This window comes from uncultured Tateyamaria sp., from assembly GCF_947487805.1.
GTDB lineage: Bacteria > Pseudomonadota > Alphaproteobacteria > Rhodobacterales > Rhodobacteraceae > Tateyamaria.
Window position 1 is genome coordinate 577,784 of sequence record NZ_CANKXW010000001.1, and the last position, 19,285, is coordinate 597,068.

Annotated in this window: 19 protein-coding genes; 15 read left to right on the top strand and 4 right to left on the bottom strand. The window is 59.9% G+C overall.

All coding sequences use genetic code 11. The annotated features are described in order from the left end of the window. Nucleotides 1-16 precede the first annotated feature (16 nt). From Q0949_RS02865 to Q0949_RS02875, 3 genes are all read left to right on the top strand, one after another. The gene (locus Q0949_RS02865; RefSeq protein WP_299368310.1) at nt 17-853 is read left to right on the top strand and encodes an NAD(P)-dependent oxidoreductase; all 837 of its coding nucleotides are present in this window, start codon (nt 17-19) and stop codon (nt 851-853) included. A gap of 112 nt (nt 854-965) precedes the next feature. Further along, a complete protein-coding gene (locus tag Q0949_RS02870; protein WP_299368313.1) occupies nt 966-1,910 on the top strand; it encodes an NAD(P)-dependent oxidoreductase in 945 nt (314 codons plus the stop codon). Nucleotides 1,911-1,951: 41 nt separating this feature from the next. Then, entirely contained in the window at nt 1,952-2,449 is a 498-nt protein-coding gene (locus Q0949_RS02875; protein ID WP_299368316.1) for a hypothetical protein, read from the top strand. On the opposite strand, the gene Q0949_RS02880 is transcribed toward Q0949_RS02875, so the two are convergent. Genes Q0949_RS02880 through Q0949_RS02890 form a run of 3 tightly spaced genes read right to left on the bottom strand, consistent with a single transcriptional unit; the run spans nt 2,450 to nt 4,946 of the window. Further along, nucleotides 2,450-3,004 carry a TadE/TadG family type IV pilus assembly protein gene (locus tag Q0949_RS02880; protein WP_299368318.1) on the bottom strand — a complete coding sequence of 185 codons (555 nt, stop codon included), beginning with the start codon at nt 3,002-3,004 and terminating at the stop codon, nt 2,450-2,452. Beyond that, a complete protein-coding gene (locus Q0949_RS02885; RefSeq protein ID WP_299368321.1) occupies nt 3,001-3,540 on the bottom strand; it encodes a TadE/TadG family type IV pilus assembly protein in 540 nt (179 codons plus the stop codon). The genes Q0949_RS02880 and Q0949_RS02885 overlap by 4 nt, the downstream gene beginning before the upstream one ends. Further along, on the bottom strand, nt 3,537-4,946 hold the full coding sequence (locus Q0949_RS02890) for a Tad domain-containing protein (protein WP_299368324.1): 1,410 nt from the start codon (nt 4,944-4,946) through the stop codon (nt 3,537-3,539). The genes Q0949_RS02885 and Q0949_RS02890 overlap by 4 nt, the downstream gene beginning before the upstream one ends. Before the next feature lie 297 nt (nt 4,947-5,243). On the opposite strand from Q0949_RS02890, the gene Q0949_RS02895 reads away from it, so the two are divergent. Continuing rightward, nucleotides 5,244-6,674 carry a Glu/Leu/Phe/Val dehydrogenase gene (locus Q0949_RS02895; protein ID WP_299368328.1) on the top strand — a complete coding sequence of 477 codons (1,431 nt, stop codon included), beginning with the start codon at nt 5,244-5,246 and terminating at the stop codon, nt 6,672-6,674. A gap of 42 nt (nt 6,675-6,716) precedes the next feature. Here the strand turns inward: Q0949_RS02895 and Q0949_RS02900 are convergent, their stop codons facing one another. After that, a complete protein-coding gene (locus tag Q0949_RS02900; RefSeq protein ID WP_299368331.1) occupies nt 6,717-7,610 on the bottom strand; it encodes an SGNH/GDSL hydrolase family protein in 894 nt (297 codons plus the stop codon). Nucleotides 7,611-7,828: 218 nt separating this feature from the next. Between Q0949_RS02900 and Q0949_RS02905 the strand changes: the two genes are divergently transcribed. The 11 genes from Q0949_RS02905 to Q0949_RS02955 all read left to right on the top strand — a co-directional run bounded on the left by Q0949_RS02905 (nt 7,829) and on the right by Q0949_RS02955 (nt 19,228). Then, the gene (locus tag Q0949_RS02905; RefSeq protein WP_299368334.1) at nt 7,829-9,082 is read left to right on the top strand and encodes a sarcosine oxidase subunit beta family protein; all 1,254 of its coding nucleotides are present in this window, start codon (nt 7,829-7,831) and stop codon (nt 9,080-9,082) included. A gap of 84 nt (nt 9,083-9,166) precedes the next feature. Beyond that, the gene (locus Q0949_RS02910) at nt 9,167-9,430 is read left to right on the top strand and encodes a sarcosine oxidase subunit delta (RefSeq protein WP_299368337.1); all 264 of its coding nucleotides are present in this window, start codon (nt 9,167-9,169) and stop codon (nt 9,428-9,430) included. Next, nucleotides 9,427-12,360, top strand: coding sequence for a sarcosine oxidase subunit alpha family protein (locus Q0949_RS02915; RefSeq protein WP_299368340.1), 2,934 nt, complete (start codon nt 9,427-9,429; stop codon nt 12,358-12,360). Before Q0949_RS02910 ends, Q0949_RS02915 begins: the two co-directional genes overlap by 4 nt. Beyond that, nucleotides 12,353-12,898, top strand: coding sequence for a sarcosine oxidase subunit gamma (locus Q0949_RS02920; RefSeq protein WP_299368343.1), 546 nt, complete (start codon nt 12,353-12,355; stop codon nt 12,896-12,898). Before Q0949_RS02915 ends, Q0949_RS02920 begins: the two co-directional genes overlap by 8 nt. A gap of 38 nt (nt 12,899-12,936) precedes the next feature. Continuing rightward, the gene (locus Q0949_RS02925; RefSeq protein WP_299368346.1) at nt 12,937-13,236 is read left to right on the top strand and encodes a hypothetical protein; all 300 of its coding nucleotides are present in this window, start codon (nt 12,937-12,939) and stop codon (nt 13,234-13,236) included. A gap of 42 nt (nt 13,237-13,278) precedes the next feature. After that, nucleotides 13,279-15,240: a DNA primase gene (gene dnaG, locus Q0949_RS02930; protein WP_299368349.1), complete on the top strand. Its 1,962-nt coding sequence runs from the start codon at nt 13,279-13,281 to the stop codon at nt 15,238-15,240. Nucleotides 15,241-15,368: 128 nt separating this feature from the next. Beyond that, a complete protein-coding gene (gene rpoD / locus Q0949_RS02935) occupies nt 15,369-17,354 on the top strand; it encodes an RNA polymerase sigma factor RpoD (RefSeq protein WP_299368351.1) in 1,986 nt (661 codons plus the stop codon). A gap of 82 nt (nt 17,355-17,436) precedes the next feature. After that, nucleotides 17,437-17,706, top strand: coding sequence for an HlyU family transcriptional regulator (locus Q0949_RS02940; protein WP_299368354.1), 270 nt, complete (start codon nt 17,437-17,439; stop codon nt 17,704-17,706). Nucleotides 17,707-17,721: 15 nt separating this feature from the next. Further along, nucleotides 17,722-18,126, top strand: coding sequence for a secondary thiamine-phosphate synthase enzyme YjbQ (locus Q0949_RS02945; protein ID WP_299369478.1), 405 nt, complete (start codon nt 17,722-17,724; stop codon nt 18,124-18,126). A gap of 67 nt (nt 18,127-18,193) precedes the next feature. Further along, nucleotides 18,194-18,616 (top strand): hypothetical protein, encoded by a 423-nt coding sequence (locus tag Q0949_RS02950; protein WP_299368357.1) that lies wholly within the window; start codon nt 18,194-18,196, stop codon nt 18,614-18,616. Between the two features lie 174 nt (nt 18,617-18,790). Further along, the gene (locus tag Q0949_RS02955; protein WP_299368360.1) at nt 18,791-19,228 is read left to right on the top strand and encodes a hypothetical protein; all 438 of its coding nucleotides are present in this window, start codon (nt 18,791-18,793) and stop codon (nt 19,226-19,228) included. Nucleotides 19,229-19,285 lie beyond the last annotated feature (57 nt).

Here is a 19,285-nt window from a genome sequence, read left to right on the forward strand (position 1 = left end):
CCGACGGAGGAGAAAAATGAAAAAACTGGTTCTGACCGGAGCCGCAGGCAATCTGGGCACGCATTTGCGGGGGCCGTTGGCGGCCTTGTGCGAGACGCTGGTATCCACGGATATCGTCGATGATCTGGGCGCGCTCGCGGACAACGAGACCTATGTCAAAGCCGACCTGTCAAACATGGACGAGATCGCCCCTCTGCTAGAAGGGGCAGATATGGTTGTGCACTTCGGCGCGATCGTGGATGAGGTCCCCTTCGAAGAGATGCTGGGCCCCAATTTCGTAGGTGCCTACAATATCTGGGAGGCGGCCTATCGCCATGGTGTGCGGCGCGTTGTCTATGCATCCTCCATCCACGCCGTTGGTATGTACCCCAAGAACGAGGCCATCGGCATCGATGTACCGCACCGGCCTGACACTTTTTACGGGCTGGCCAAGTGCTTTGCCGAGGATCTGGGCCGTATGTACTGGGAGAAACGCGGGCTTGAATCCGTGTGCCTTCGAATCCTGAGCTGTGCCAAGGTATCGAACCCGCGCGCGGTGGGCAGTTGGCTGAGCTTTGATGACCTCATCCTGCTGGTGAGGCGCGCCATCGACACGCCGATCACCGGCTTTTCGATTGTGTACGGTGTGTCGGACAATGACCGCGCGCCGGTGGACAATTCGGCGGCCCGGCATCTGGGGTATCGCCCGCGCGACAATGCCGAACAGTTCGCGGAGGAGATTTACGCCAAGTTCGATCCCCTCGACCCTGCGGATCCGTCCAATTACCGCCATGGCGGTCCATTCGCCGGCATCCCGCTGGGCCAGAGCGCCATGGGCCTGTTCCATTTTGAAGACAGCGATGACGAAAGCTGAGGCGCTCTTACACGATTTTCGGTCATACCAGGTCACAGGTGTCGCAAACGGGAGGGACATGGCGCTCGCGTGCCACATTGACTGCGGGATAAATACGTAAGGGAGACAGCCCATGAAAATCGGGTTCATCGGACTTGGCAATGTGGGTGGCAAACTATCCGGCAGCCTGATCCGGAACGGCCACGACGTGCACGTGCACGATCTGAATGCAGACTTCGTCGCGGCCAAAGTCGCCGCGGGCGCGCAAGACGGGCAAAGCCCGGCGCATCTGATGCAGACTTGCGACGCGGTCATCACCTGCTTGCCCAGCCCAGCGGCATCAGCAGCGGTGATGGATGAAATGTTGCCGCATGTTGGTCCGGGCAAGATCTGGATGGAAATGTCGACAACGGATGAGGCCGAAGTCAAACGGATTGGCGCACAGGTCATTGCTGCGGGCGGCGCGGCAGTGGATTGCCCGGTGTCGGGTGGATGTCACCGGGCCGATACTGGAAACATCAGCATCTTTGCAGGCTGTGATCGACCGACCTTCGAGCGGATCCTGCCGCTTTTGACGACAATGGGACGACGGGTGTTGCACACGGGCGATCTTGGCTCCGCCTCGGTGCTCAAGGTTCTGACGAATTACCTTGCTACCGCCAATCTGGTCAGCTGTGCCGAAGCGCTGACGGTCGCCAAGGGGGCTGGCATGGACCTCGGTGTGGCCTATGAGGCGATGGCCATCAGTTCCGGCACGTCCTTTGTGCATGAGACCGAAAGCCAGGTGATCCTGAACGGCAGCCGCGATATCTCGTTTACGATGGACTTGGTGGCCAAGGACATCGGCCTGTTTCAGGATGTGGCGGACCGCGCGGGTGTGCCGTTGCAGTTGAACCCACTGCTGATCGATATCTTTCAGGATGGCATCGCGCGTTTTGGCCCGCGGGAGTTGTCGCCGAACATCATCAAGCGCCTCGAAGAAGCCACCGGTCTCGATGTCACGGCACCCGGTTTTCCGGCGGAAATGACGGATGACGAACCGGAGGAACAGGGTGCCGAGGTGATTGTGCGGCGTTGAAGGGACTTGTGGGCGCTTGGGTGGCGGGCTAGAGCCGCGGCATGTTGAACCAAGACACATCAGACCCGACCCGCGTTCTGGCCACGATCACTGCATCTCCGGGACGGCGTATTCTGGGCATCGGATCTCTTTGGGTCCTGTCGCTCCTCGTGATTTACGTGGCGATCGTGCAGCCGCCTGCCATGGGCTGGCAGTTGTTTCTGTTTGCTTTGGGCGGCGGATCAATCTGGATCGCGGAACAGATGCGCCGGGCCACGGCGCTCAGCCTCGAGCTGACGATGCAGGAATTGCGCGACAGCAGTGGCGAGGTGTTGGCCAAGGCCGACGACATTCACAGCATTGATCGCGGTATGTTTGCGTTCAAGCCGTCGAACGGATTCCTGCTGCGCCTGTCCACGCCCGCAGCCCGGACCTGGCGTCCGGGCCTGTGGTGGCGGATGGGTCGCAGGGTTGGTGTAGGTGGCATGACACCTGGTCACCAGGCAAAATTCATGGCCGAGATGATCTCGGCCATGATCGCAGAGCGTGACGGGTCCTGATCAGGTTCCGTTATCCCACAAGACGCGCGGCGCATAGCGCGGGCGGGTGAAGACAAAGTTGTGGATTTCGCGGCTTTGCAGTCCTGTATTGAAGGGCGGGTCGTATTTCACGAAAGTTTCGACAACCATCACACGTTCGTTGTGCGGCAGAACCGGCAGATTGTCCTTCAGGGCTTTGACGGCGGTGTTGGTCAGGGCAGGTTGCCATCCCTTGCGGCGCGACCAGTCGCGTTTGTAGATGTCGTTGTTGGCGTCATACCGGACGCTGGTCACGCGGATGGCGACATCCCATTTGCGATTTGCAGTCAGGTAGGCCAGCATCTCGCGCGTCCCGTTCAGATAGGCGCTGTCGAGCGGCGTCGTTTCCCGCGAAATGATATCACCCAGCGTATAGGCGGCCTTCTGGTTCAACGAGTGTTGACGGTACGCGTCAAAGATCGCGAACATCGACAGGTAGGCCCAGAAAAGCACTGGGATAATGATCACAGTTTCTACAGCGATCATGCCTTTTTCATCGTCACGGAAACGGCGCAGAAAGTTCGTGAAACGGATCATGTGCTTGGCTCCTGAACAAAGGCGGACAGCGACACCATCTTGACCCGGCCGGATCCGTCCTTGGTGAACGAATATCCAAGGCCGGTTGTCGGAAAGACAGGTTCGAACATGTAGCACGCGCGCATCAGCATCAGCTGGTGTTCGGAACCGTGCACAAATGTCGTCGAAGGCGTAATCGGCAATGAGACGTCAGCGCATTCGGCAGCCCCCGCAAAGCCAGAGAAAGACCGTGCATTGATCGGCGTCATCTCAAGCTTCAGCGCGAAATCGCAGTCCTGCAGGAACCCGGAATACCCGCAGATCAGATCCTTGACCTGCTTGTGGGTGTAATTCGCGCCTGTATTCAGCCGGACGTCCCGGATGGCCATGTCGAGCCCGCGATCCAGAAAGTTCTGGCGCAAAGCATAGATGCCCATTTCGACCGAGGTCAGGAAGATGGTGAAGAGCAAAGGCAAGGCCAATGCGAATTCGACCATCATGTTTCCGTTCTCGTCCTTGCCAAACCGGCGCAGGTATCGTGTCGCATGGCGTATCATTGTGTAAGCCTCAACTGGTTGATTTGCTTGGCGATCGCTTCGAAGGCTTCGCTGATCTCTACGCCTTCCACCCGGAAGAAGTGGGAGGGCGAGGAGGCGCAGTCTTCCATGACGCCAGCTGAGTAGTCGGTGACTTCGAAACCGATGGACCAGACGACGATGCCCTTGGCTTTGGCGGCGTCACAGATATTGCCCAGCATCGTGTCGGCCTGACTGGACGTGTACTTGGTGTAGCGCCAGTTGCTCCAGCTGTTCGACACGTAGTTGTTCAGGTACCAATACAAAGGATACTTGGACCAGTGCACGCGCTCGCTGGGACTGTCGTAATACCACGGCTGGATGCGGGTCGTGTTCACGTTCTGACCGTCTGTCATCAGCACGATGGTCTTCAATGTCTCAGGGTCGTTATATGCCGCAGGCCGGTTCGCGAATGCCGCGTCGATGCGGTTCTGAAGCGACAGAGCCTGGGTGATCGGCTTGAAGCTGGGGTCCAGCATCGCCACGCCCCATTTCATGCCAAGGTGGATCGAGGTGTTTGCGCGGGCGCGATATTGGTCGATACGGGCCTTGAGGTTGTTGGCATCCTGGCTGAATGCCATGATCTCTTCGTAGTCCTGCTGCGGACAGCCTGGATTGCCGATCGGATTGTTCCAGTTCCAGCCCTCTTCAAAGTGCTGCATGTGCTCGTATTCCTTGGCGAGATCGAGCCCAGTCACCTCGAAGTCGACGGCGTCGAAATCCACGCAGTAGGAAAAGGCGTGCAGGTCGGGAACGTTCAATTCGTCAAAGATCGGGAAGCCTGCGTTCACCTGCGCGGTGTAGGGGATCAGCGACATCGAAACGAGGTCGTCGGTTTCATCACGGATCACGGTATCGACGAACGTCTTGGCCGCAACTTGCAGATTTTCCATCTTGCTGTTCCGACCCATCGAGCCGGAAATATCGAGAACCATGGAGATCTCGACATTAGATATGCGTTCCTCGGCGGCACTGCGGACCGGTACGGGCAGGGTCGGCACTCCCATCAGGCGCATGAACTGCGTGGGAGTGGTGCCATTTGTGTGTGCGGTGACAGTCTTGTAGTTGATGCCGGTATCCGGATCGACCGAGACCGCGTATTGCGCGAGGCCCGACTTGGCCATGTAGTCCTGTACGACTGCGTTGGGATCCAATGTCTGGTCAAGGTCGGCAGCAGCAAGAACAGCACGGTCGAGCGTGCCTTGAACCCGTGTGCGTTCCATCTCGTTGCGCATGAGGTCGACCGCGATGCCCCCAACCAGCAGCATCATCATCAACATCATGACGGCAAAGATCGTCATGGTGCCGGCTTCATCGCGTGCAAACCGGGTCATGCGGTTTTGCAGCATCACCGTGGCGGATGGTTTCGATTTTAAGCTCAGTCGCATGGTACACCCAGAAGGTTATGGTTTTCGGATCTGATGACCCTTTTCTCCAAGTGTCGGAGTGGCGGTGCATTGTGTTCGAATTTGGGCGAAACCACGGAACCTGTGAGGAGATTTCAGAACAGCTTGCATCAATGGGCACGACAGTGGGCCACTGTTCACAGTTTGTTAACGAATTGAGGAAACGGCTGCTCGAATTCAATTTGTGCACAAAAATGTCGCACGAAATGAGCGAACCGTCATAGGCTGGCGCTACAGACTCGGACGTGACCGAGTCGTACCGGAACAAGGAGACCCCGGATGAGCACCCCGAATGAGCCAAGTTTTCGCGAGAGCGTGGACATCATGTTCAACCGCGCCGTTGCGCTGATGGACTTGCCGCCGGGGCTGGAGGAAAAGATCCGGGTCTGCAACGCCACCTATACGGTGCGGTTCGGTGTGCGGCTGCGTGGGCAGATCCAGACATTTACCGGGTATCGGTCCGTGCACTCGGAACATATGGAACCGGTTAAGGGGGGCATCCGCTTTGCGCTGGGCGTCAATCAGGACGAGGTCGAGGCGCTTGCGGCGCTGATGACCTACAAATGCGCCCTGGTCGAGGCCCCGTTTGGCGGATCAAAGGGTGGATTGTGTATCGATCCGCGCGAGTATGATGATCACGAGATGGAGCAGATCACGCGGCGGTTTGCCTATGAGCTGATCAAGCGCGACCTGATCAATCCCAGCCAGAACGTGCCCGCCCCGGATATGGGCACGGGCGAACGCGAGATGGCGTGGATTGCTGATCAGTACAAGCGCATGAACACCACCGACATCAACGGCGTGGCTTGCGTCACCGGCAAACCGACCAATGCGGGCGGAATTCAGGGCCGGACCGAGGCCACCGGTCGCGGCGTGCAATATGCGTTGCGCGAGTTCTTTCGCGATGGCGAGGGCGTCGCCAAGGCGGGCCTTTCGGGGTCTCTTGATGGCAAACGTGTCGTGGTGCAGGGGCTGGGCAACGTCGGCTATCACGCGGCCAAGTTCCTGTCGGAAGAAGACGGCTGTGCTGTCGTCGGGATCATCGAGCGCGACGGCGCGCTGACAGATCCCAACGGCCTCGATGTGGAAGCAATCCGCAGCTGGATTGCGAACCACGGCGGTATCGCCGGTTGCCCCGAAGGGACCCATGTCGAAGACGGCGCAAGCGTGCTGGAGACCGAGTGCGACATTTTGATCCCGGCGGCCCTCGAAGGGGTTATCAATTTGTCGAACGCCAGCAACATCAAGGCGCCCCTGATCATCGAGGCGGCGAATGGCCCCGTTACGGCAGGGGCGGATACGATCCTGCGCGACAAGGGGGCTGTGATCATTCCCGACATGTATGCAAATGCCGGCGGGGTGACCGTGTCCTATTTCGAATGGGTCAAGAACCTCAGCCACATCCGCTTTGGCCGGATGCAACGCAGACAGGAAGAGGCGCGGCACCAGTTGGTCGTGGACGAACTTGAGCGGCTGAGCCACCATTTGGGTGACAAGTGGAGCATGACGCCGGACTTCAAGGACAAGTACCTGCGCGGCGCGGGCGAGTTGGAGCTGGTTCGGTCCGGCCTCGATGACACGATGCGCACGGCCTACCAGTCCATGGCCTCCGTTTGGCATGACAGGGATGACGTCGACGACCTGCGTACGGCGGCGTATCTCGTGTCCATCGGCAAGGTTGCCGACAGCTACCGCGCCAAGGGGCTATAAACCCGCGATGCGCATCGGCTCACGGCCGGTGCGCATTCTGGCCTAGCGTTTAGCCAATTCCGGCATGGCATCGCCGATCTGGTCGTAGACGGCCGTGCAGATGTCGTCCATTGCAATCATGAAGAACGTCTTTGCGGCCCTTTCGTTTGGATGGTAGGGATCCTTGACCCTGCCCGACTTGTTGACGCGGAAGTATTTTCGATTGCCTTGGTTGGCGGCCACGGTTTCGGGTGTTGCCCCTTCGACAAAGCTGCACTGGCTGCCGGTTTCGGCAAAGGCGCGTTTCACATTCGCCTGCGCCTTGAGCCGCAGGTCGGTGATCTTCTTGGAATAGCTGGGTGCCGTCGTCATGAAGATGCAGGGCGTGCCCGCGGGCAGTTGTTCGTTCATGCGCCGCACGTCTTCCATGGCCTTGTCAAAGCTATTGGCCCACCGTTTGGCCGAGTTGCCGAGAAAGGACAGCAGGATCAGCTTGGGCGCGTAGTAGTCGGGGCGGAACATCACCTGAAAAGCCGAGCGGTCCATTTCGCAGAACTGGTAGGCGTCGCCGCGACCGATCTGTTTGTACTTGTTGCCAGTCGTGTTGATGAAACCATAAGTGCCCGCGTTGACCTTCCACTTGGGATCAACATCGCAAATGGCGCCCTTGGCCTTGCCCATCTTGGCGGTCCACGAATGCAGCGAGGTGGACCGCACGCCGATCACCGCGACCTTCATGTCGGCGAGGACCTCAAGGTTGGCGGCCTGTTCCGGGGTCGGCGGGCAGTGGGTTTTGATATTCTCGAAAAAGTCGAGAAACACGGGCCCGGATCCAAACGGGATTTGGCTGTCGCCGAGGATGACAATGGACGGCGATTGAAAGCTCTGTGGTTGGGCGATCCCAGTTGCGGGCAAAGCGCAGGCAATTGCGATCAGGCAAAATATCGAGCGAAACATGGTCGATTACTCTTAGTTCTGATGCCTCATTGAAAGGCATTCTACGCACACGGAACAGCCAAATTCCCGTTATCGCCGTAATCGGTCGCTGTCAGACCCGTGCATGTCGAAAAGCGTTGTCCGAGACGCATACCCCCTTGCTACACCTTCGGGGATGTTGATGGTGGACACCGATGGCAAGGGGCCGGTCATGTGTCGGCGACGAGATGGGGGTGCGTATGCGCTTTTCAGGGCTGAGAGTCCTCAAGGAAGGGCTGACAGGCAACAAGGGGTGGGGTCCGCATTGGCGCAGCCCGGAACCCAAAGCGGAATATGACATCGTCCTGATCGGCGGCGGCGGGCACGGGCTGGCCACGGCGCATTATCTGGCCAAGGTGCACGGGCTGACCAACGTGGCTGTCCTTGAAAAAGGGTACCTGGGTGGCGGCAATGTCGGACGTAACACCACGATCGTGCGCGCCAACTACATGTTGCCGGGCAATTCCGAGTTCTACTCCCATTCGCTGAAGCTGTGGGAAGGCCTCGAAGAAGACCTGAACTACAACGTCATGCATTCTCAACGCGGGATCATTAACCTCGTGCATTCGGACGGGCAGCGTGATGCGTTTGTGCGTCGGGGCAATATGATGGTTGGTCAGGGCGACGACGCGGAGATGCTGGACACCGACGGTGTCCGCAAGCTGTTGCCGATGATCGATTTCGATCAGACGCGGTTTCCTGTGTTTGGCGGTCTGTATCATCGGCGCGGTGGTACAGCGCGCCATGATGCGGTGGCGTGGGGCTTTGCCCGTTCGGCCAGCGACCTTGGTGTCGATCTGATCCAGCAATGCGAAGTGACAGGTATCGACGTGATCAACGGCGTGGTCAAAGGGGTGCAAACCACCCGCGGTCCCATCCGCGCCAAGAAGGTAGGCATGGTGGCCGCCGGCCGGTCAAGCCAGGTCGCAGCGATGGCGGGCATGCGCTTGCCCATCGAAAGCCATGTCTTGCAGGCCTTTGTCACAGAAGGGCTGAAACCCTGTCTGGATCACGTGGTGACCTATGGCATGGGGCATTTCTATATCAGCCAATCCGACAAGGGCGGGTTGGTCTTTGGCGGTGATCTGGACATGTATTCCAGCTATGCCGCGCGTGGAAATCTGCCTTTGGTGGAGCATGTGGCCGAGGCGGCGATGACGCTGATGCCTCAGATCGGCAAGGCACGAATGCTGCGCAGCTGGGGCGGGATCATGGACATGTCGCCGGATGGATCATTCATCATGGACCGGACCGACATCGAGGGGCTCTTTGTCAACACAGGTTGGTGCTACGGCGGTTTCAAGGCGACGCCCGCGTCGGGGCACACATTCGCGCATCTGTTGGCGACGGGCAATCCGCACCCTACGACCGTGCGGCACCGGTTGGACCGGTTCCGCACCGGGCGCGGGATCATGGACGAAGAGTCCACCGGCTCACAACACAACCTGCACTGAGAGCATCGGGAACATGAAAAGCTTGACTGTTGGCACAATGAAATCCGAAGCGATCCTGGTGATGCTGCGCGGAGGCACCGTCTGATGCGATTGTCCTGTCCGATCTGCGGCACGCGTGACGTGCGCGAATTCTACTATCAAGGGGCCGCGGTCATGTTGGTTCGGCCCGCCCCCGATGCGGGTGAGGCGGCGTGGGACGCGTATCTGCACCTGCGTGAAAACCCGGCTGGCGATCTTGAAGAGCTTTGGAGCCATGACGGCGGGTGCGGTGCGTGGCTCAAGGTGACACGCAATACGGTGACGCACGAAGTCAAGAAGGCGGTTTTGGCGACTGAGGTGAAGCGATGAGAGTTGCAGGCAAGGGCCGGATCGACCGTTCGCAGACGTTGTCATTCGCGTTTGATGGCAACTCTTATCGGGGGCATCCCGGTGATACGTTGGCCTCGGCGCTGCTGGCTAACGATATCCGCATGGTTGGGCGCTCGTTCAAGTATCACCGCCCGCGCGGGATTTTGACCGCGGGTTCCGAAGAACCGAATGCGCTGGTAACCGTCGGGCGTGGGCCTGCCACGGATCCCAATGTGCGCGCGACGGTGCAGGAGTTGTATCAGGGGCTTTCCGCACGCAGCCAGAATGCTTGGCCATCGCTGGCCTTTGACCTGATGAGCGTCAATGATCTGGCGGCCCCGTTCCTGGGCGCGGGATTTTATTACAAGACGTTCATGTGGCCGCGCGCCTTTTGGGAAAAGCTGTACGAGCCGGTGATCCGCCGTGCCGCCGGTCTCGGAGCGTTGGGGCCTGAAAAGGACGCGGATCACTACGACAAGGCCTATGCGTTTTGCGATGTGCTTGTAATCGGCGCGGGGCCTGCTGGGCTGATGGCGGCGTGGACGGCGGCGCAATCGGGGTTGCAGGTGATCCTCGCCGACGAGGACAGCGTCATGGGCGGTCGCCTTAACGCTGAAACGCTTGAGGTGGATGGCCAGCCGGGTGCGGACTGGGCCGTCGACATGGTCGCGAAACTGTCGCAGATGGACAACGTTCGCCTGATGCCGCGTACAACGGTGACAGGGGCCTATGATGGCGGCACCTTTGGTGCATTGGAACGCGTGTCGCACCACATGGCCGCCGTGCCCAAGGGCGGCGGGAAAGAGACGTTCTGGCGCATCGTCGCGGGACGGTCCGTTCTGGCTGCCGGCGCCATCGAACGGCCCATTGCGTTTCAGAACAACGACCGGCCGGGGATCATGACAGCAGGCGCGGTGCGCGCTTATCTCAACAGGTGGGGCGTCTCTCCGGGCAAGGCGGTGACGGTTTTTGCCAACAATGACGATGCGCACCGCACGGCAACTGATCTGCAAGAAGCGGGCGTGCATATTGCCGCCGTCATCGACAGCCGCAACGATGTGCAAGCGAAGGGCGATTACAAGCTGTTGACAGGCGCCATGGTGGACGGCAGCAGCGGGCGCGGTGGCCTGAGCGCGATTTCCATCCGCACCGCGTCGGGGTCGGAAAAGATCATGACCGATTGCCTTGCCATGTCAGGGGGCTGGAACCCCACTGTGCACATGACCTGCCATATGAACGGGCGGCCCACTTGGAACGAGGCAATCGCCAGCTTTGTGCCGACGCACGGTGCCATTCCCGGCATGGAAACGGCAGGCGCATGTAACGGCGCGTTTTCCACTGCCGCCTGCCTTGCCGAAGGCGAAAAAGCCGCGCGCGCCTGCATCGAAGCGCTGGGCGGATCTGTTGGTGATGTCGCAATTCCGGCGGCTGAGGATGGCTTCTATGCGATCGGTCCGCTCTGGGCGGTGCCGGGCAAGGGGCGCGCGTGGATCGATTTCCAGAACGACGTAAGCGTAAAGGATATCAAGCAAGCCGCCCGCGAGAACTTCACCTCGGTCGAGCATATGAAACGCTACACGACCCAAGGGATGGCCACGGACCAGGGAAAGAATTCGAACGTGGCCGCGCTGGCGCTCTTGGCGGATGCCACGGGCCGCGGCATTCCGGAGACGGGCACGACGACGTTCCGTCCGCCGTTCAGTCCCGTGGCGCTGGCCGCACTTGGCGCCGGGGCGCAAGGCACGGGCTTCGCCCCGGAGCGTCGGACAACAAGCGATGCCGCCACCCGCGCGGCTGGGGCACCGATGATCGAGGCGGGCCTTTGGTACCGGCCGTCCTATTTCCCGCAAGCTGGTGAAAAGACGTGGCGGCAATCCTGTGATCGAGAGGTCGGGTATGTCCGCGAGGCTGTGGGGGTCTGCGACGTTTCCACCCTTGGCAAGATCGACATTCAGGGGCCAGATGCGGCCAAACTGCTCGATTTCGTCTACATCAACATGTTTTCGACCCTCAAGGAGGGGCGCGTCCGCTATGGGCTGATGCTGCGCGAAGACGGGTTCGTGATGGATGACGGCACCACGGCGCGCATGGGGCCAAACCACTATGTGATGACCACCACAACCGCCGCCGCTGGGCAGGTGATGCGGCACCTGGAGTTTGTCACTCAAGCGCTGCACCCCGAATGGGACGTGCGGATTGTGTCAGTAACCGAACAATGGGCGCAATTTGCGGTGGCTGGTCCCAAGGCGCGTGATTTGCTCAATGACCTGCTGGATGCGCCCATCGACAATGACAGCTGGCCGTTCATGGCGTGCGGTCCCGTGTCTGTGCAGGGTGTTGAGGGGCGCTTGTTCCGGATCTCGTTCTCGGGCGAGCATGCCTATGAAGTCGCTGTCCCGGCACGCTATGGCGACAGCCTTTTCCGTACGCTCAAAGCCCGTGCGGAGGCCATGGACGGCGGCGCATATGGTATGGAGGCGTTGAACGTCCTGCGGATTGAAAAGGGGTTCATCACCCACGCGGAAATCCATGGCCGTGTCACGGCGGGCGATGTGGGCATGGGGCGTATGATGTCGCAGAAGAAGGATTTTGTCGGCAAGACGATGGCGGCCCGACCCGGACTGACCGACGACGGGCGCGAACAATTGGTGGGGCTTAAACCCGTCGGTGCGGTCAAGCAGTTGACCGCAGGCGCGCATATCTACTCCGATGGCGAGGAGCCGGTGCGCGCGCATGACCAGGGCTATGTCACCTCCGTGGGGTTTTCGCCGACGCTGGGGCATTTCATCGGGCTCGGCTTTGTGCAGGACGGCCTGATGCGGCGCGGTGAGGTCTTGAACATGGTGGACCATCTGCGCGGTATCCAAACCCGTGTTGAACTGTGCGACCCGGTGTTCTTTGATCCCGAAGGAGGGCGCACACGTGGCTGAGTTGAAGGCAAAAACCCCGCTCGACGATTTTGCGCCGATGACGGTGGGTACGGTGACGTTGGAAGAAACGGACCTGGGCATCCTGACCTCGGTGGCCCCGTTTCGCGATCGGGCCAAGGCCGTGGCGGACCGGGTAAAGGACGGGCATGGCATTGCGTGGCCTGCCAACGGGCGTGCGACGGGCAAGGACGGCGCGCGCGCGATCTGGTTTGGGCGCGACATGGTGCTCGTGGCCGGGCCCACGCCGGATCCCGGGCTGGCACATGACGCGGCGGTGACGGATCAGTCCGACGCGTGGACGGCCGTCACATTGTCTGGCGCGGATGCTGAGGATGTCCTGGCGCGTCTCGTGCCGATGGACTTGTCTGTGGCGACGTTCAAACGTGGGCATACGGCGCGCACGCAGATCCAGCACATGAACGGTTCGGTCACGCGTGTTGGGGCAGATCGTTTTCTGATCCTTGTTTTCCGGTCGATGGCCGGAACGTTACTGCACGATCTGCAAAGGGCGATGGAAAGCGTCGCGGCGCGGGGGTAAGGTCCGGCACCGATTCCAATGTGTTCCCGGAGCTTGCCATGACCCGTTTCGCCCTGTTTGCCGCCCTGACCCTGATGGCGGCACCTGCCGCCGCCCAAGACAAAGCTGAAAGCTGCGGCTATCAGGCCGATGTTGTTGCGGCTGTGCAGCAGGCCCGCCTTGACCGGGTGCCCGAGCGCGAGGTGCAGGACCACATTCTGGCAACCTCACCCGCGTGGCCCGAACAGTACAACAACGCCATCCCGCTGATTGCCCCGTGGGTCTATGAACAAAAGCGCAAAGTCATCCGCAACGAAAGCCTCGCGGATGCGTGGACCGAACTCTGCCTGCAACAATAGGGCGGACTCGACTCTGGGCCGCTGCGACCCGATATTAGAGATATGAGCCTGCCCCCTGGATTTCTGGACGAATTGCGTACGCGACTGTCTCTTGGGCAGGTCGTCGGGCGCAAGGTCATGTGGGATGCCCGCAAGTCCAATCAGGGCAAGGGCGATCTGTGGGCACCGTGCCCTTTCCACCACGAAAAGACAGCCAGCTTTCACGTAGATGATCGGAAAGGGTATTATTATTGCTTTGGCTGTCACGCCAAGGGCGACGCGATCTCCTTTGTGCGCGAGACCGAGAATGTCGGGTTCATGGAGGCGGTGGAGATTCTTGCCGGCGAGGCGGGCATGCCGATGCCTGAACGTGACCCACGGGCGCAGGAAAAGGCCGACAAGCGCACGCAACTGGCGGATGTCATGGAAATGGCTGTCCAGCATTTCAGGTTGCAGCTAAAGACCGGTGCGGCCAGCGACGCGCGTGCTTATCTTGAGCGGCGCGGCCTCAATGCGGCGGCGCAGGAACGCTGGGAAATCGGTTTTGCGCCGGACGCGTGGCAGGGGCTTTGGGATGCGCTCAAGGCCAAGGGGGTCGAGGACGCGCTGATCCTCGGTGCGGGCCTTGGCAAGCCAAGCCAGAAGGGTGGTAAACCCTATGATACGTTTCGGGGGCGGATCATGTTCCCGATCCGTGATGCGCGCGGACGCTGCACCGCCTTTGGCGGTCGGGCGATGGACCCGAATGATAATGCGAAATACCTGAACTCTCCCGAGACCGAGTTGTTCGACAAGGGGCGCAGTCTTTATAATCACGGTCCTGCGCGCACTGCGGCGGGCAAAGGTCAGCCCCTGATCGTGGCCGAGGGGTACATGGATGTTATTGCGCTGGCCGAGCACGGGTTCGGCGCATCCGTGGCCCCGCTGGGCACGGCCATCACGGAACATCAACTGGCGATGCTATGGCGCATCTCACCCGAGCCAATTATTGCGCTGGACGGCGATACCGCTGGTCTGCGCGCCGCAATGCGGCTGATCGATCTGGCGCTGCCGCTGATTGAGGCGGGCAAGAGCTTGCGTTTTGCGTTGATGCCGGAGGGGCAGGACCCCGATGATCTGCTCAAGGCGCAAGGTTCCGGTGCTTTGCAGCAACTGCTCGATGCAGCCATTCCGATGGTGCGTCTACTCTGGCAGCGCGAGACCGAAGGGAAGGTATTCGACAGCCCCGAGCGCAAGGCGGCACTGGACAAGGCGCTGCGGGACAAGATCAAGCTGATCCAGGATCCGTCCATCCGGCAGCACTACGGTCAGGAAATCAAGGACCTGCGATGGGACTTGTTCCGCCCGCAACGCAACGCGTCAGGCGGTGGGGCCAAGCGGGCATGGCAACCGGGGCGGGGATGGCAAGCGCCCCCCACGGCCATGCCGAGCACCAAGTCATCCGCACTGGCTGCGGGTGGCGATCGGGTTGCGGACCACTTGCGAGAAGCCGTCATCCTCGCGGTCCTCATCTGCACACCCGATGTCGCCGAGGAATTCGAAAGCGGCTTGGAAAGCCTGCCGTGCACGGATGCGGATCACCGCACCATTAGGGACGCGATTCTGCGCCACGCGCACGAGGGATCCCAAGTGTTGCGCGAAAAGATTTTTGGCGCACTGGGGCCCGATGCCCTTGATAACCTCATGGGTTCGCGCCATGTGGCAATTGTCCCTTGCATCCGCACCCCAGGCAATGCCGAGATGGCCCGCATGACCGTGGCCGAAGAGCTTGCAAAACTCAGCGCGGCAAAAGGGCTGGATGCCGAGATCGCGGATGCGGTTCAGGATTTGGAAGGGGTCGCCGACGAAGGCGTGACCTGGCGCCTCAGTCAGGCCGCTGCTGCAGCGTCGGATGCAACCCGCAGTGGCAAAGAGGACAACGCCGAATACGAGACGGGCGACAACGGCGCCCGAATCAATCGCAGCGAGCGGGATGCGTTCGCCGCATTGATGGATCAGATCAGGTATTCCAAGCCGGGACGGTGATGCGTTTTGGCCGCGATTCCTTAGCAAAATGCGTGTAATGGGTGGTCGAATCATCCATAGACCTAAATGATTCTCGGAAGCGATTCGGGCAAGCGAATCGCTCAGGAGCCCCGGTAGAGGAGCCCAGTATGGCCGCGAAAGATACGAACGAAGATTCCAAGACGGACGACCAGGACAACGAGCATTCGCTTGATATGAGCCAGGCCGCCGTCAAGAAAATGATCGGTGAAGCCCGCGAAAAGGGGTATATCACCTACGATCAGCTCAACACGGTTTTGCCACCCGATCAGGTGAGTTCGGAGCAGATCGAGGACGTGATGTCGATGCTGTCCGAAATGGGCATCAACATCATCGAAGACGAAGAAGCCGAGGAAGAAGAGCAAAAAGGGTCCACAGACGTTGTTGCCACCGAAGGCACACGCGATCTGACGCTTGGCGCGACCGGTCAGGAAAAGCTCGACCGGACGGACGACCCCGTGCGGATGTACCTGCGGGAAATGGGCTCGGTCGAATTGCTGAGCCGCGAGGGCGAGATTGCCATCGCCAAACGGATTGAGGCTGGCCGCAATACGATGATCGCCGGGCTTTGCGAAAGCCCTCTGACCTTTCAGGCCATCACCATCTGGCGCGATGAACTTCTGAGCGAAGAGATCCTGCTGCGCGACGTGATCGACCTTGAGGCGACATTCGGCAACCAGATGGGCGAAGACGGCGAGGAAGTGTCCGAGCCGGTTGTCGAAGCGAATACCTCCTCCGAGCAAAAGGCCGATACGGGTCCGGAACTTGATGCGGACGGCAACCCGATTGCCAAGGATGATGACGACGACGAAGACGATCAGGCCAACATGTCGCTTGCCGCGATGGAGGCCGCGCTTAAGCCGCAGGTGCTTGAGGCACTCGAGGTCATTGCGCACGACTATTCATTGTTGTCCGAAATGCAGGACAGCCGGATTTCCGCCACGCTGAACGAAGACGGGTCTTTCAGCAAAGGCGACGAAGAGACCTATCAGAAACTGCGCGCCGAGATTGTTCTGCTGGTCAACGAATTGCACCTGCACAACAACCGGATCGAGGCGTTGATCGACCAGCTTTATGGCATCAACCGCCGGATCATGCAGATCGACAGCGCGATTGTGAAACTGGCCGACCAGGCGCGGATCAACCGCAAGGAGTTTGTCGACGCCTATCGCGGTCGCGAGCTGGATCCCGGTTGGCTCGAAGAGATGGGCGGCAAGTCTGGCCGTGGCTGGCAGATGTTTATCGAACGCTCGGCCGAAAAAGTCGAGGAACTGCGCAGCGACATGGCACAGGTCGGGCAATATGTCGGCCTCGACATCTCTGAATTCCGCCGCATCGTCCAACAGGTCCAGAAGGGCGAGAAGGAAGCCCGTCAGGCCAAGAAGGAAATGGTAGAGGCCAACTTGCGTCTCGTCATCTCCATCGCCAAGAAATACACCAACCGCGGCCTGCAATTCCTGGACTTGATCCAGGAGGGGAACATTGGCCTGATGAAGGCCGTGGACAAGTTCGAATACCGTCGTGGTTACAAGTTCTCTACCTATGCCACATGGTGGATCCGGCAGGCGATTACCCGGTCCATCGCGGACCAGGCGCGCACGATCCGTATCCCCGTGCACATGATCGAAACGATCAACAAACTGGTCCGTACGGGCCGGCAGATGTTGCACGAGATCGGTCGCGAGCCCACGCCCGAGGAACTTGCTGAAAAGCTTCAGATGCCGCTTGAGAAAGTGCGCAAGGTGATGAAGATCGCCAAGGAACCGATCAGCCTCGAGACACCGATTGGTGACGAGGAAGACAGCCAGCTTGGCGATTTCATCGAGGACAAGAATGCCGTGCTGCCGCTTGACAGCGCCATTCAGGAAAACCTCAAGGAAACCACGACACGGGTGCTGGCCTCGCTCACCCCGCGCGAGGAGCGTGTGCTGCGGATGCGGTTTGGCATCGGGATGAACACTGACCACACCCTTGAAGAGGTGGGCCAGCAGTTCAGCGTGACGCGCGAACGGATCCGCCAGATCGAAGCCAAGGCGCTGCGCAAGCTCAAGCACCCAAGCCGGTCTCGCAAATTGCGGTCCTTCCTCGATCAGTGATGGGCGCTCGCGGTTAAGACAACACAGGCCACGTGCGGAACAACCGTGCGTGGCCTTTTCTTTGCAAGATACGAGGTCAGGAATGTCCTTTCTCAAAAAGCTGTTTGGTGGTGGCGCCACCGAAACGCAGAAGTCAGAGGCATATGACGGCTTTGCCATCACTCCGACGCCCCAGCGCGAGGGCACGCAGTACCGGATCGGCGCGCGCATCGAAAAGGAGATCGGCGGTCAGGTGCATACGCACAACCTGGTCCGTGCGGATACCATGGCAGACCAGGATGAGGCTGCCGCTGCGTCGATCGCGAAAGCCAAGCAAATGATTGATGAGCAAGGCGACCGTATCTTTGGTTGAGGGTTCGGGGTCATGATGCAGACCACATTTGTTGTGAATACCACGGGTCAGGGGCTGTACGAGTTTACCAGCGATGTCGCGGCTTGGGCTGACGGCGATGGCCTTCTGACCCTGTTTGTTCAACATACGTCGTGTTCTCTGGTCGTTCAGGAAAACGCCGACCCCGAGGTGCAAACCGATCTGGCCGCGTTCTTTGCCCGTCTGGTGCCCCCGACCACCGATCCATCGATGTCCTATTTGACCCACACCTACGAAGGGCCGGACGATATGCCCGCGCACATCAAGGCCTCCATTTTGCCTGTGAGCCTGTCGATTCCGGTTCGCGCTGGGCGATTGGCGTTGGGGACCTGGCAGGGCATCTACCTTTTTGAGCATCGCGACGCGCCCAAGGCGCGTTCGATCGTGGCACATTTAGGCTGATGGGCCGACACATCTTCATTTGGGTTTTCCGGCGTGTACCCTAGATCCAGATCAAAGGAGCTTACCCATGATACGTCCCATTCTTGCAGCAGGCCTTGCCGTTCTGACGTGTTTCCCTGTGCAGAGTCATGCCCAGCAATTCATTGAACGGGACAGGATTGAGATTCCGATCGTTCCGATTGACGCAAACACGTTTGAAGCGATCGAAAACGACGGGGCCGGTGGAACAGCGATGTGGTGTGCGGCCGGGCTGTATACGCGCGAGGTTCTGGGCCAGCGAGGCGGGTCCATCTACATCCAACAAGGGCGCAGCGCGTCCGTTGCGGTGCCGGGCAGGAAAAGTGTCGTCTTCTCTACACAGCCGGTCGATGGTGCGTTTTCCTCTTTGTCCCAGGGCATTCGCCGCACGGGCAAGGTATTCAGCATGGCGCACGCCTACGCCTTGTGTCGAGAAACGCCACGTTTGAGGGTCGAAATCGTCGGGCGCTGAAATATTCGTTGGACGCACGTTCATGTGGGTCTGCGTGAAGTGGCGCTCGGAAATGGTGTGCTTAAATCGCTTCAGGCCAATGTTTTCAGTCTCTTACCGGATGTACGCCGTTTCGGAGATGTCATTTCACCTGGTGGCTTCGGATGCTTATCTGATCTGTAGAGGAGAAAAAACATGCTCAAATCTGTTCTTTACACCAGCCTGGCCGTCGCCGTGACCGCGCCGACACTTGCACCTGCTCAGGACTTTGAACGACGGCAGCGCTTTACGCTGCCAGCGGTGCAGATCGACGGAAATTCCTTTGAAATCATCGAAGCAGATGGCGCGGGCAATACGCAAATGTGGTGCGCGGCGGGGCTTTATGCCCGCAAGGTCCTTGGGCAACGTGGGGGTGACATCTCGGTCGAACGTCCCCGCGGGGCGTCGCAGTCCACGCCGGGCCGTCGTGGTGTCGTTTTTACCACTGCGCCCGGCAGTGATGCATTTTCCGGAGTGTCGCTGAGCGTGCGCCGCGCCGGTCTGACCTTCAGCATGGCGCACGCCTATGCGCTGTGTTCCCAGACGCCCAACCTGAGACTACGTACCGGCAATGATACGCTTGTCCGCAGGTGACAATGAAATGTCACCGCTTATCTTGCGGTGTCATTTCCCCTCTACCCAAAACCTAGA